At 60.4% G+C, this 13,471-nt stretch carries 9 protein-coding genes and 3 rRNA genes; 9 read left to right on the top strand and 3 right to left on the bottom strand.

Annotated features, from left to right (window positions below; all coding sequences use genetic code 11):
* Positions 1-12: 12 nt before the first annotated feature.
* On the bottom strand, positions 13-858 hold the full coding sequence (locus GWP04_03975; protein NIA24704.1) for a sulfide/dihydroorotate dehydrogenase-like FAD/NAD-binding protein: 846 nt from the start codon (positions 856-858) through the stop codon (positions 13-15).
* A gap of 427 nt (positions 859-1,285) precedes the next feature.
* Here GWP04_03975 and GWP04_03970 point away from each other — a divergent pair.
* From GWP04_03970 to GWP04_03950, 5 genes are all read left to right on the top strand, one after another.
* Positions 1,286-2,826 (top strand): 16S ribosomal RNA (locus GWP04_03970).
* A 186-nt stretch (positions 2,827-3,012) separates the two neighbouring features.
* Positions 3,013-6,612: ribosomal RNA gene (locus tag GWP04_03965) — 23S ribosomal RNA — on the top strand.
* Between the two features lie 60 nt (positions 6,613-6,672).
* Positions 6,673-6,789: ribosomal RNA gene (gene rrf / locus GWP04_03960) — 5S ribosomal RNA — on the top strand.
* Together the 16S, 23S and 5S rRNA genes form the textbook arrangement of a ribosomal RNA operon.
* Before the next feature lie 145 nt (positions 6,790-6,934).
* Entirely contained in the window at positions 6,935-7,600 is a 666-nt protein-coding gene (locus tag GWP04_03955) for a hypothetical protein (GenBank protein ID NIA24703.1), read from the top strand.
* 53 nt (positions 7,601-7,653) lie between these two features.
* Positions 7,654-8,469 (top strand): L,D-transpeptidase family protein, encoded by an 816-nt coding sequence (locus GWP04_03950; protein ID NIA24702.1) that lies wholly within the window; start codon positions 7,654-7,656, stop codon positions 8,467-8,469.
* Here GWP04_03950 and GWP04_03945 read toward each other — a convergent pair.
* Positions 8,438-9,361 carry an MBL fold metallo-hydrolase gene (locus GWP04_03945; protein NIA24701.1) on the bottom strand — a complete coding sequence of 308 codons (924 nt, stop codon included), beginning with the start codon at positions 9,359-9,361 and terminating at the stop codon, positions 8,438-8,440. The genes GWP04_03950 and GWP04_03945 overlap by 32 nt on opposite strands.
* Before the next feature lie 91 nt (positions 9,362-9,452).
* On the opposite strand from GWP04_03945, the gene GWP04_03940 reads away from it, so the two are divergent.
* From GWP04_03940 to GWP04_03925, 4 genes are all read left to right on the top strand, one after another.
* The gene (locus tag GWP04_03940) at positions 9,453-9,776 is read left to right on the top strand and encodes a single-stranded DNA-binding protein (GenBank protein NIA24700.1); all 324 of its coding nucleotides are present in this window, start codon (positions 9,453-9,455) and stop codon (positions 9,774-9,776) included.
* A 203-nt stretch (positions 9,777-9,979) separates the two neighbouring features.
* On the top strand, positions 9,980-11,503 hold the full coding sequence (locus GWP04_03935; GenBank protein ID NIA24699.1) for a gamma-glutamyltransferase: 1,524 nt from the start codon (positions 9,980-9,982) through the stop codon (positions 11,501-11,503).
* Between the two features lie 127 nt (positions 11,504-11,630).
* Positions 11,631-11,810: a hypothetical protein gene (locus GWP04_03930; GenBank protein NIA24698.1), complete on the top strand. Its 180-nt coding sequence runs from the start codon at positions 11,631-11,633 to the stop codon at positions 11,808-11,810.
* A 165-nt stretch (positions 11,811-11,975) separates the two neighbouring features.
* Positions 11,976-12,326, top strand: coding sequence for a hypothetical protein (locus tag GWP04_03925; protein NIA24697.1), 351 nt, complete (start codon positions 11,976-11,978; stop codon positions 12,324-12,326).
* Here GWP04_03925 and galK read toward each other — a convergent pair.
* Positions 12,281-13,396, bottom strand: coding sequence for a galactokinase (galK, locus tag GWP04_03920; GenBank protein ID NIA24696.1), 1,116 nt, complete (start codon positions 13,394-13,396; stop codon positions 12,281-12,283). The two genes, GWP04_03925 and galK, sit on opposite strands and share 46 nt — an antisense overlap.
* Positions 13,397-13,471 lie beyond the last annotated feature (75 nt).

The following is a 13,471-nucleotide window of genomic DNA, read 5'->3' as shown; positions in this document are numbered from 1 at the left end:
CTTTCCGACTGATCATGCGACGTCTCCGTTTGCCGTCCTGCACTGAAACTTGTCGAGCTGCTCGCGTTCGAACTCGAGATAGGTACGGTTGCGGAGAGCAAGGAGTTCGAAATCCACTGCGTGCGCGTCGAATTCCGGGCCATCGACGCATGCGAACTTGGTCTCGCCCCCGACGCTCACGCGGCAACCACCGCACATGCCGGTGCCGTCCACCATGATCGGGTTCAGGCTCACGACCGTCTTGATGCCGTACGATCGGGTTACGCGGGCCACGGCTTCCATCATCGGGATTGGACCGATGGCGAGGACGTGGTCGATCTTTCGACCGGTGTCGATGAGTTCCTGCAGCTTATCGGTGACGAAACCGTGGAAGCCGTAGGTGCCGTCGTCTGTCGTCGGGTAGACCTCGTCGCAGACTTCGCGGAGTTCCTTTTCGAGGATGACATACTCTCGGCTGCGACCACCGATGATGGAGATGACGTGGTTGCCCGCCTCCTTGAGAGCCACAGCGGTGGGGTAGGCGATGGCGGTTCCCACGCCACCGCCGATGGACACGGAGGTTCCGAAGTTCTCGATGTCTGAGGGGGCGCCCAGCGGACCTGCCACGTCGGCGATCAGATCGCCCGATTCCAGCAGGTTGAGGGCCATGGTCGTCTTGCCGACTCCCTGCACGATCAGGGAGATCCAGCCTTCGGTGTCATCGGCGTCGCTGATCGTGAGTGGGATGCGCTCACCGAGCTCGTCCAGCCGTACGATGACGAACTGTCCCGGTAAGCGTTTCCGAGCGATGCGAGGCGCTTCGATATGGAAGCGCTTTACCTCGGGAGCGAGGAACTCTGCCTGAAGAATGCGGAACATAGTGTCTCCTTGTCGTGCCATTCTTGTCTTTTGCGCGGCGATGAGCGAAACCTGCGGCTGTTGAGAATCGGGGTTGGATGGTGGAGTTGCGTCCGCCCGGGGAGTTGTCCATGCCCGGTTTGACAACCATCCTCAAACAGGTACAGTTCCCTTCCCCGGGGGTCGCCCGCCGGGGTCGGTGCCTGCCGACATGAGTCGGTAGGGCGAAAATGAAACCCCTAGGGGTTGGAACGCTGCCCAGACGTTGTCTGAGCGCTCCGGGCTCCTTGACAACTAAACAGCGTGCCAAATAGTCAGTAATCCATCTCGGCGGCTCGCCGTTCGAGGTGGACGTACTCCAGCGCGTCTCGGGATGTCAAGCTCGAGGCGCAGCAGGAAACCTCTCTGACAGTGTGAAGGCGGCCCTTCGGGGAAGCCTGAATCTGTACGTTGGAGAGTTTGATCCTGGCTCAGGACGAACGCTGGCGGCGCGCCTAATGCATGCAAGTCGAGCGACGCATATCGGATGGGTAACCAACTGGTATGACGGAGCGGCGAACGGGTGAGTAACACGTGAGCAACCTGCCCCAAAGACTGGGATAGCCCGGGGAAACCCGGATTAATACCGGATACCCTCGCAGGGTCGCATGACCCAGCGAGGAAATGGTCCGCTACTTTGGGAGGGGCTCGCGGCCTATCAGCTTGTTGGTGAGGTAACGGCCCACCAAGGCAACGACGGGTAGCTGGTCTGAGAGGACGATCAGCCACACTGGGACTGAGACACGGCCCAGACTCCTACGGGAGGCAGCAGCAGGGAATCTTGTCCAATGGGCGAAAGCCTGAGACAGCGACGCCGCGTGAGGGATGAAGGCCTTCGGGTTGTAAACCTCTTTCAGAAGGGACGAATACATGACGGTACCTTCAGAAGAAGCCCCGGCTAACTACGTGCCAGCAGCCGCGGTAATACGTAGGGGGCAAGCGTTGTCCGGATTTATTGGGCGTAAAGGGCTCGTAGGCGGCTCAGCAAGTCGATCGTGAAAACCCGGGGCTCAACCCCGGGACGCCGGTCGATACTGCTGTGGCTAGGGTCCGGTAGAGGAGAATGGAATTCCCGGTGTAGCGGTGAAATGCGCAGATATCGGGAGGAACACCAGTAGCGAAGGCGGTTCTCTGGGCCGGTACCGACGCTGAGGAGCGAAAGCGTGGGGAGCAAACAGGATTAGATACCCTGGTAGTCCACGCTGTAAACGTTGGGCACTGGGTGTGGCGGATTTATCAACGTCTGCTGTGCCGTAGCTAACGCGTTAAGTGCCCCGCCTGGGGAGTACGGCCGCAAGGCTAAAACTCAAAGGAATTGACGGGACCCCGCACAAGCGGCGGAGCATGCGGCTTAATTCGATGCAACCCGAAGAACCTTACCTGGGCTTGACATCATGGGAAAAACCATAGAGATATGGTGTGCGGAAGCGCCCATGGACAGGTGGTGCATGGCTGTCGTCAGCTCGTGTCGTGAGATGTTGGGTTAAGTCCCGCAACGAGCGCAACCCCTGTCCTATGTTGCCAGCACGTTATGGTGGGGACTCATAGGAGACTGCCGGGGATAACTCGGAGGAAGGTGGGGATGACGTCAAGTCCTCATGCCCCTTATGCCCAGGGCTGCACGCATGCTACAATGGTCGGTACAATGGGCTGCGATCCCGCGAGGGTGAGCGAATCCCCCAAAGCCGGCCTCAGTTCGGATTGGAGTCTGCAACTCGACTCCATGAAGTCGGAGTCGCTAGTAATCGTGGATCAGCAAAGCCGCGGTGAATGCGTTCTCGGGGTTTGTACACACCGCCCGTCACATCACGAAAGTCGGCAACACCCGAAGTCAGTGGCCCAACCCTTTTGGGAGGGAGCTGCCGAAGGTGGGGTTGGCGATTGGGATGAAGTCGTAACAAGGTAGCCGTACGGGAACGTGCGGCTGGATCACCTCCTTTCTAAGGAGCAAACCCGAGGCTTAGGCCTCGTAGCTCTTAGTTGATTTACTGATTATTGTTCACCGAAGAGACTTCGGTTTCGAAGGTGAACATGGCACGCTGTTTAGTTGTGAGGGAGTTCGGTCTGAGGATCGTCTCTCTTGACGGCACCTTGAGAACTGCATAGCGAGCATGTATAACGTTTTGGATTCTATCTATCCAAGCTACTAAGGGTCTACGATGGATGCCTTGGCGCTAGGAGCCGATGAAGGACGCGGCAGGCTGCGAAAAGCCCCGGGGAGCTGTCAAGCGAGCTTCGATCCGGGGATGTCCGAATGGGGAAACCCGTCTGGGGTAATGCCCAGTCACTCCGGTCTGAATATATAGGACCGGCAGAGGGAACCGGGGGAATTGAAACATCTCAGTACCCCGAGGAACGGAAAGCAAAAGCGACTTCCCGAGTAGCGGCGAGCGAAAGGGAATGAGCCTAAACCGGTGTGGTGGAATAGCCCGGTGGCGTTGCCACACCGAGGTCGTGGGACCTACCCGACGGGACACCGGAACCGTCAAGGAGTTACAAAATCGAGCGTTAGCTGAACCTGTCTGGAACGACAGGCCGCAGAAGGTAACAGCCCTGTAAGCAAAGGCGCATCGATCTCCTGGTGGAGTTCCCAAGTAGCACGGGGGATATCCCGTGTGAATCTGCGAGGACCACCTCGTAAGGCTAAGTACTTCCTAGCGACCGATAGTGAACTAGTACCGTGAGGGAAAGGTGAAAAGCACCCCGGTGAGGGGAGTGAAAGAGAACCTGAAATCGTGGACCTACAAGCAGTGGGAGGGGATCTATTGATCCCTGACCGCCTGCCTTTTGAAGAATGAGCCGGCGAGTCAGCGATACGTGGCAAGGTTAAGGCGTGTGCCGAAGCCGCAGCGAAAGCGAGTCTGAATAGGGCGTCGAGTCGCGTGTTCTGGACCCGAATCCGAGTGATCTATCCATGGGCAGGGTGAAGCGAGGGTAAGACCTCGTGGAGGCCCGAACCCACCAAGGTTGAAAACTTGGGGGATGACCTGTGGATAGGGGTGAAAGGCCAAGCAAACTCGGTGATAGCTGGTTCTCCCCGAAATAGCTTTAGGGCTAGCGTTGTATGTTTCGCCATGGGGGTAGAGCACTGATTGGGCTAGGGGGCCAACAAGCTTACTGACCCCAGTCAAACTCCGAATCTCATGGCTTTAGAGTACAGCAGTCAGACTGCGGGGGATGAGCTTCGTAGTCGAAAGGGAAACAGCCCAGACCGCCAGCTAAGGCCCCTAAATCCGAACTTAGTGGGAAACGATGTGGAGTCGCCCAAACAGCCAGGAGGTTGGCTTAGAAGCAGCCATCCTTGAAAGAGTGCGTAACAGCTCACTGGTCGAGTGATTCTGCGCGGAAAATGTAACGGGGCTCAAGTTCGGTGCCGAAGCTGCGGGATTCTGTCATGAGCTCGACCTGTACCTCTAGGGGTGCGGGTCCAGGCGACAGGATCGGTAGGGGAGCGTCGAGCAGCCATCGAAGCGGCGGCGTGAGCCAGCCGTGGAGGCTGCCCGAGTGCGAATGCCGGCATGAGTAGCGAAAGAGGAGTGAGAATCTCCTCCGCCGGATGTCCAAGGTTTCCTGGGGAAGGTTCGTCCGCCCAGGGTTAGTCGGGACCTAAGGTGAGGCCGAAAGGCGTAATCGATGGAGAACGGGTTGATATTCCCGTACCGCCTCGCGTGCGATCCGGCCAAATCCAGTGTGCTAAGGAAAGCCCTTCGGGGCCTACCGACCCCGCTGGTAGTAGGCGAACAATGGGGTGACGCGGAAGGGTAAGCGGACCCGGGCGTTGGTTGACCCGGGGTAAGTGTGTAGGGAGAGGTCCAGGTAAATCCGGACCTCACAATTCCCGAGGCACGATGCCGAGCCGATTTAGGCGAAGCCGCTGAACGCCCATGCCGCCTAGAAAAACCTCTAGTGAGTGCGCAGGCGCCCGTACCCCAAACCGACACAGGTGGACAGGTAGAGAATACCAAGGCGAGCGAGAGAACCCTGGTTAAGGAACTCGGCAAATTGGCCCCGTAACTTCGGGAGAAGGGGCGCCCCGGTAAGGTGTAGGACTTGCGTCCGAAGCCTGAGGGGGCCGCAGAGACCAGGCCCAAGCGACTGTTTACTAAAAACACAGGAGCGTGCTAAGTCGCAAGACGACGTATACGCTCTGACGCCTGCCCGGTGCCGGAAGGTCAAGCGGAGGGGTTAGCCGTAAGGCAAAGCTCTGAAGTCAAGCCCCGGTAAACGGCGGCCGTAACTATAACGGTCCTAAGGTAGAAGCACTCTTCGTGCAAGAGTGTCTGCCCTCCGCGATGGCGACATCGCGGGTTGCAGCTGGCTATATGCTGGAAACCCCGTGTATCCGACAGTACTCATTCATGCCACACCCTCTCTGGAGGGCGGAGACATGAATAGTGAAAATCTGATCGGTGCGGACAATCAGCAGGAAAGGCCAGGAATTGAGCAGTGGGTCGTCGGCTTTGTCGACGGCGAGGGCTGTTTTCGATCTCTACAGATCGAGCAGACCCGAACCGTTCTTCGAAGAGCACCCACTTGCAACCGCCAAGCGAGCGGACTTTCAGAAGTTCGCACAGATCGCTCGGTCTATGGAACGCGGCGAGCACCTCGACATCGAGGGGCTGGCTCGCATCTCCAGAATGACCGAGTCGACGTATCGCAGAGCGCGGTCTCGATTTCTGGAATCCTCAGAGGCCATACGCCAGCCCACTCAGCATCGACTGCTGAGTCGAAGATATGGTCCTATCCCCATGGCGACATGGGGGCACAATAGAGCGAAATTCCTTGTCGGGTAAGTTCCGACCTGCACGAATGGCGTAACGACTTGGGCACTGTCTCAACCAGGGACTCGGCGAAATTGCATTGTGAGTAAAGATGCTCACTACCCGCGACAGGACGGAAAGACCCCGGAACCTTTACTGCAACTTGGCATTGGAGTCTGGTATACGATGTGTAGGATAGGTGGGAGACTTGGAAGCGTCGGCGTCAGCCGGCGTGGAGTCGCCCTTGAAATACCACCCTTCGTATAGCGGGCTTCTAACCTCGATCCGTTATCCGGATCAGGGACAGTGCCTGGTGGGCAGTTTCACTGGGGCGGTGGCCTCCTAAAGAGTAACGGAGGCGCCCAAAGGTTCCCTCAGCCTGGTCGGCAATCAGGCGTTGAGTGTAAAGGCACAAGGGAGCTTGACTGCGAGACTTACAAGTCGAGCAGGGACGAAAGTCGGGCTTAATGATCCCATGGTGGCATGTGGAAGCGCCATGGCTCAACGGCTAAAAGGTACTCCGGGGATAACAGGCTTATCGCGCCCAAGAGTCCATATCGACGGCGCGGTTTGGCACCTCGATGTCGGCTCGTCGCATCCTGGGGCTGGAGCAGGTCCCAAGGGTCGGGCTGTTCGCCCGTTAAAGCGGCACGCGAGCTGGGTTTAGAACGTCGTGAGACAGTTCGGTCCCTATCCGTCGCGGGCGTAGGAGATTTGCGGGGATCTGTCCCTAGTACGAGAGGACCGGGATGGACGTACCTCTGGTGTGCCAGTTGTCCTGCCAAGGGCATGGCTGGTTGGCTACGTACGGACGGGATAAGCGCTGAAGGCATCTAAGTGCGAAGCCCACCTCAAGATGAGATCTCCCACCGTAAGGGTAAGGCCCCTGGTAGATGACCAGGTTGATAGGCCGGATGTGTAAGCGCAGTAATGCGTTGAGCTGACCGGTACTAATCGGCCGAGGGCTTGGATTTGAATCCAACTCCGCATACATGCTCGCTATGGAGTGCTCGGGGTGCCGAGCACTCACCGGGTTTCCGGTGGTGATAGCGGCGGGGAACCACCCGTTCCCATTCCGAACACGGAAGTTAAGCCCGCCAGCGCCGATGGTACTTGGGGTTCACACCCCTGGGAGAGTAGGTCGCCGCCGGATGCATACGTGAAAGATGGGCCGCCGATCAGGCGGCCCATCTTGTTGGAGGAGCTTTCACATGCCCAGCGATGGACGGAACAAAGACCGAAGCAGGATGTCGCGAGACGGCAACGGCCCGCGCTCCGGTCGGGGAGCACGGGAGCCGGTGCGACGCATCATCACCGGCAAGGGCACGACATTGCCCAAGTGGTTGCGTGAAGAGATCACGCGGGTAACCCGAAAGGATCGTCTGGAGGAGACTCTGTACCTCCTCGAGGCGGGCACCGACGCGTTCGCCGGCGGACATTTTCGCAAAGCGCGCTCTCTGTTGCTCAAGACGAAGCAACTATCTCCGAGAGCCTCCGCCATCCGGGAATTGCTTGGACTGAGTGCATACCGCAGCGGGCTCTGGAAAGAGGCATTGACGGAACTGAGGACTTACCGTCGCCTTACCGGAGACACCGTGCATATGCCCGTGGAGATGGACGTGCTCCGTGCGCTCGACCGGGACGAGGATGTTCGGCGCGTCTGGGAAGAGCTCAAGGAACTCGGCGGAAGACCGGAAGTGGTCAAGGAAGGGCGAGTGGTGTTTGCCTCCTTCCTCATGGATCACGGCGACGCCCGTGGAGCATGGGAAATCGCCAACCCGAAGCGCCTGGGTCAGGATCCTTTCGAGGAGGACCTACGGCAGTGGTTCGTGGCCGCCCGCGCCGCCTCGCTGCTCGACGACCGTGAGACGGCGCTCAAACTCGTGAGAGCCATCGAGAAGCACGATCCGGCGATGCCCGGGCTGGATGACCTTCGAGCTGCGATTCGGGACATCGACGCATAGACTCAAGAACAGGGCTTCGTCTGCCGATGTCCACTGTTGTGTCAGGGATACAGATGCTGCGCAGACTTCTTCTCGTAACGGCGGGAGCGGTTCTACTGACGGCGATGCCGTTCTCGAGCCGTGCAACTGCCGTATCGTTCGATGACCCCAACGTCTTCGGCTACGGCGAGGGTTGGAGCCCTCCATCGGAGCTTCGCTTGGGATCTACCGGCTACGGTGTGGTGCAGCTCCAGCGGCGACTCGCGGAGATCGGATTCCGACCGGGTCCGGTCGACGGCCGGTTCGGAGAAGCCCTGGGCGCAGCCGTGGTCGCGTTCCAGAAAGCGCACGATCTCCCCCGCGACGGAATCTTTCGATCGGGGGATTGGCAACTTCTCGATGAGCCCATCGTCGTGGGCGCTGCAGCGGCGCCGAATCGTGTGGAAATCGATCTTGAGCGTCAGGTGCTCTTCCTGATCGAGAACCAGAATGTGGAAAGCATCCTGCCGATCTCATCGGGCAGTGGAGGCACGTATCGCGGACAAAGTGGAAGTGTCTCGAAGGCGCGTACTCCCGAGGGGGCATTCTCGTTCTACCGCCATGTCGACGGATGGCGGATATCGTATCTGGGAGGACTCTATGAGCCCTACTACTTCCGGGGCGGGTACGCGATTCACGGGTCTGGGAGCGTTCCTGCCTACCCGGCTTCTCACGGATGCGTGCGCGTTCGGATCCCGGACATGAACTACCTGCTCGGACGGTTGAGGCTCGGAATGCCGATCTATGTATACGGCAACACCTCGAGCAGAAGCGACGTGGTCGCCGGTCCGGAGACGCCCGTCGTCCAACGCGTCGAGTTCAGTCTTCCTGTGCAGCTAGCCATCGCCTGATCCCGGCGGCCTGCATCGGCCAATTGGTCTTCTCGGCGTACGAGGCGATCGCATCCTCCGGATAGCCAAAGGCACGATATTTCTCTGCCGTCCACACCCTGAGGGCTTCGCCCGCTGCCTCATCTGACATTCCCGAGAATGTCGACACCGCCTCCACCCATTCGCGCAAGCGTTCTTCAGCTTCGTTGAGTGTGGTTTCTATGTCGTAACGCGGGCCGAAATGGGCAAACCCGAGGAAAGTCGGACGACGCTGCGCCATTCTCCTCATCTGTGCGATCTGCGCGTCGGGATCGAAATCCGGCGGCGGCGTCACGGGTTGAACGAAGTGCCCGTGTGGATAGCACAGCCCGAGGGCGTCACCGACGAACATGCCGCCGCCGTCCGAATCCTGGTAGACGACATGGTGCTTCGCGTGCCCTGGCGTGTACATGACGTCGAGGTACCTTCCGTTGCCCAGGGGAACTCGGTCTCCCTCGTCGAGAACCATTATGCGTTCGGAATCCACAGGCTCCATGGGACCCCATTCGGAGGTGAGCCACTCTTCTCCGAAGACCTGAATGGCCGAAGTCCACAGGCGTTCCGGGTGTACGAGATGCCTTGCTCCCCGAGAGTGCACTCCCACCTTTGCATTGGGGTATCGCTTCGCCATCTGCCCGGCCCCGCCCGCATGATCGAGATGGATATGAGTGACGACGAATGCCGCCAGATCATCCACCCCAAGCTCGTCGAGTGCTTCGATCAGATGCCCGAGTGTTGCAGAGGGGCCAACTTCGACGAGCACTCGCTCAGGAGTGTCGAAGAGATAGCAGGCGAGACGCTCGGACCGGCCTTCCATCCAAGCGTCGATTGCGTAGACGTGGTCACCGATTTCAACGGCACGTATGTCAGTCATGGGGACACTTTACGTCGTTCGTCGACCAGAAATGTCACACCCCGGCCCTACGGTGACCATCACCTCCCGCCTTCCCCGGAAAGGCACCGTCATGGACCTCAATCTTGCAGTTTTCTGTGGCCGCCTGGCCGCCCCGCCCGAAGTGCGCTCTTTCGATTCGGGGACGCGTCTGGTTCGCTATCTCCTCACGGTTCGCAGCGAGCAGCCCCGACGACGCGTCGACGTCCTGCCCGTCACGTTGTGGGATCCGCCGGAGGAATTGGTCGAAGACGCCCCTGCGGCCGGTTCTCGTCTCTGGGTCGTCGGAGCGATCCAACGACGATTCTGGGACGGGGTGCAGGGCCGGCGAAGCCGTCTCGAGATCATCGCAGACCAAGTGACCGTCCGCCTTGATGAGACAGCGCTCGTTCCGTGAATGTCGTCCGACGGCTGCTCGTCGTCGGCAGGCCTTCAAGTCTGCCGAGGCGGCGAGCATGGACGGCGGCTCCTCTTCACTGCCTACCGTCGCCGTGGCAGCCACGAGGAGAGCACGGCAGGCAACTGACGAGAAACGCAGCAGGATGACATGCCGACACCGAGAACTCCTTGTGAGAACGCTCCGGTTACGCTCAAGACTTCATGACCCGCATCGCTGTTGCAGCAGTCTCAACACACGCAGCCGGCGCCGCCGAACGGATCGCAGCGCAAGGGGGCAATGCCGTGGATGCTGCGATTGCCGCGTCACTCGTGGGCATGATCTCTGAGCCGGGCGTCGTTGCCTTGGGCGCCGGTGGCTTCTTCACCATTTGGCCGCCGGACGAGCCTCCTTGCACCGTCGACGGGTACGCCAGCATGCCGGGCAAGGGGCGGGATCCCTCCCGGCTCGGAGGGGGCATCTTCGACGCCTGGATGGCGTACGGGGGCGGCATGACCACCACGGTCGGCCACGGATCGGTGGCCGTTCCAGGCGCACTTGCAGGCTGCCAAGTCGCCTCCACACGCTTCGGAAGGCTGCCCTGGGGTCTCCTGGTCGAACCGTCGGTCGATCTCGCCGAGCGTGGATTCCCGCTCTCCGCTGCATCGTCGCGCTACCTCGAACACTGCCACGACACCATCTTCGGGTGGCATGAACCCAGCTACGCCGCACTTCACGACAAGAGCGGCCGGGTACTGCAGGTGGGCGCGACCGTGCACGTCGAAGGGCTCGCAGAGAGTCTGCGCTCCATCGCGGAGTTCGGTGCAGACGTCTTCTACAAAGGCTCTCTTGCGCGCAAGATCGTCGCCGACATGGATGCAGGCGGTGGACTGCTGACGGAACAGGACCTTGCAGGCTACGAAGCGACCCTTCGCGATCCCCTTCGACTCGAGATCCTCGGATGGGACATCGCTTCGAATCCGCCGCCGGCGGTCGGAGGCGTGGCCCTGGCGGCGATGATCGCGCTGATGGATCAGGAGCCTGTCGGTGGTTGGACGAAGGAGGCGCTGGACCGTCTCATCAAGGTTCAGCGCTCGGTCTTCGAGTATCGGCGGGGACATCTCGACGGGGCAGAGGACCTGGCCGCCGAAGCCGAACACCTGCTGAACATGATCGGCGAAGAAGGGGCCGCCTGGCTGGCAACGTCTCCATCGACCATCCACACTTCCGTCGTCGATGAGAGTGGGCTCGCGTGTGCCGCGACGTTCTCTGCCGGCTACGGCTCAGGGGTGATGGCCCCTGGTACCGGGATATGGCTGAACAACTCCCTCGGCGAGACTGAACTCAATCCTGGAGGCCTTCACGTGCTCGAGCCGGGAGAGCGCCTCCTTTCGAACATGGCACCGACGGTCGCCAGGGACGGCTCGGGTTCGGTGGTGGTCATCGGGTCACCGGGCGCAGATCGAATCACCACGGCCATCCTTCAGGCATTTCTGAACATCGCTCATCTCGGCATGAGCCTTCAGGATGCCGTGGAACATCCGCGGATTCACGTCGAGTTCGCAGACGGAGAGGCCCGTGTTGCCCATGAGCCGGGGCTGGCGGTCGAATCTCCCGGGTATCCAACAAGGCCCTTCGATCGTGAAGACATGTTCTTTGGGGGTGTGGGCGCCGTTGCCCTCCATCCCGATGGCACGATGGAAGCAGGCGTGGACCCTCGTCGGTCGGGAGCTGCCGTCATTACGTGAGCGTCGATCTGCGCACATACGCGGGTGGAACTGCACGGCTGTGTTTTCCCAGGTCCAGCACTCTTGACATGGGCGGTACCGTGAGATCGTCTCACTCATCCCCTCACTCATCCCACGGAGGTGCGCAATGCGATGGTTCTGGACCGACGATCTGGCGGCTGCTCTCACAGCTCACGATCATCCGAGTTCCGAACAGATCGCTCGGTGGATCGAACGTCCGGTGGCGCACGCGGCAAGCGACGAGGCCACTGCGCTCGAGGTCGCTCGACGCCTTCTGGAGGGAACCGAACGAGACTCGGCCGCATAGGATCCTGGGGAATGTTCGTGAACTCCTGTACGGGCGTGAGCGATGGGGCGAGGGGTAGGGATGATCATCGCCATCGCGCATCGGGTACCGACGACATGCATGCGTATACCCGGTAGCATCCGTCACGTGACGAAACGTATGAACCGGTGCAGGTGGTGTGGGGGAGTGCTGCCCAGACGCGCGGGCCCGGGAAGGCCGAGGCGCTACTGCAAGCAGAGTTGTCGACAGCAGGCGCACATCGCGCGGAAACTGGCGGACGCACATGGTCTCGGTGCGGACGAAGTTCTGGTGTCGCGCCGCGACCTCGAGGAGCTTCAGGGGCTTTTGTACGGTCTCGAGACCGCTCTGGAGGACGTCGCAGGTGATCTGGAGACGGCTGGAGTAGACGGTGATGCGTATCGGGAGGCTTTCGAGTGGTTGCGCGGCGCTGCCGAACCGCTCGCCGCCTTCTGGATGGAGCCCAAAGCCGCTCAAATGGGCTCGAAGCTTGCCCCATGCGCCGATTCGACGACGTAGCAGTGGCCCTGGAGGCCCGTCGCCTCATGGAACGCGTCCTCTACGGCGTGAATGAAGCGCTCGCTCGACTTGCGTGTGACGAGGGCGATGGCAGCACCGGCATAGCCACCGCCTGTGAGACGGGCTCCAAAACACCCGGGTGTGGACTGCGCAGCCTCCACCATCGCATCGAGCGGGCGGCTGGAGACTCCAAAGGAATCGCGCAGTGAAGTGTGGCTTTCGTTCATGAGGCTTCCAAACTCTCCGAGGGCACCCCGAAGCAGTGCATCCTTCGCGGCGAGCGTGCGTTCGTTCTCCGTCACAACATGTTTTGCACATTCGTACAGAGACTCTCCCAAGTCGTTCTTGTGGGCGTTGAGCCGGGCCATCGTGACGTCTCGCAGTGTCGTGACGCCCAGCTTCGCCGCGGCGACTTCACACTGAGATCGTCGCCGGTTGTACCCGGCCTCAATCAGGTTTCTGCGGGTTCCGGTGTCCATGACGACGATCGCCGCCTCGGGCGGAATCGGGACGTGGACACCTTTGAAAGAAAGACAATCGATGAGCATCGCATGGCCCTTGTGGGCACCCGTCACGATGAGCGGATCCATGATGCCGCTGCGAACCCCGACCCACTCGTTCTCGGAGTGTTGCTGAAGCTGTGCGAACGTACCGGGATCCCAACCGAGGTCCGAGACCTCGGCAAAGACCACTTCGATGGCGATGCCGAAGGCAGCCGAAGAGGAGAGACCTGCGGCCATGGCGATATCGCTCGCGATGACTCCTTCCCAGCCCTGGAGACGGTTGCCCGCCTTCTCCATGGCCCATGCCACACCTTTGGCGTACTCGGCCCAACCCTCACCGCGCGTGAGTTCGTCGAGATCAAGCCGTGCCTCATCGACGAAGGCTTCGGAACGGAGGAAAACCTTCCGATCGCTACGGGGTCGAAACGCTATCCAGATGGCTCTCTCAATGGCCATCGGGAGCACGTATCCACCGTTGTAATCCGTGTGCTCGCCAATCAGGTTGACGCGGCCGGGTACGCGTACGAGTCCCGTTGGCTTGGCATCATATTTGGTCGTGAACAGCATGATCGCGCGGTCGCGTCCAGCCACTGTGTCACCTCCAGCTCATCGGCACTGTCCGGTCGGCCAGGGGAACTCCGG

Source organism: Gammaproteobacteria bacterium, assembly GCA_011682695.1.
Lineage (GTDB): Bacteria > Actinomycetota > Acidimicrobiia > Spongiisociales > UBA4744 > BMS3Bbin01.
Note: the sequence above shows the minus strand (reverse complement) of the source record. Positions and strands in the feature narration are given on the sequence as shown.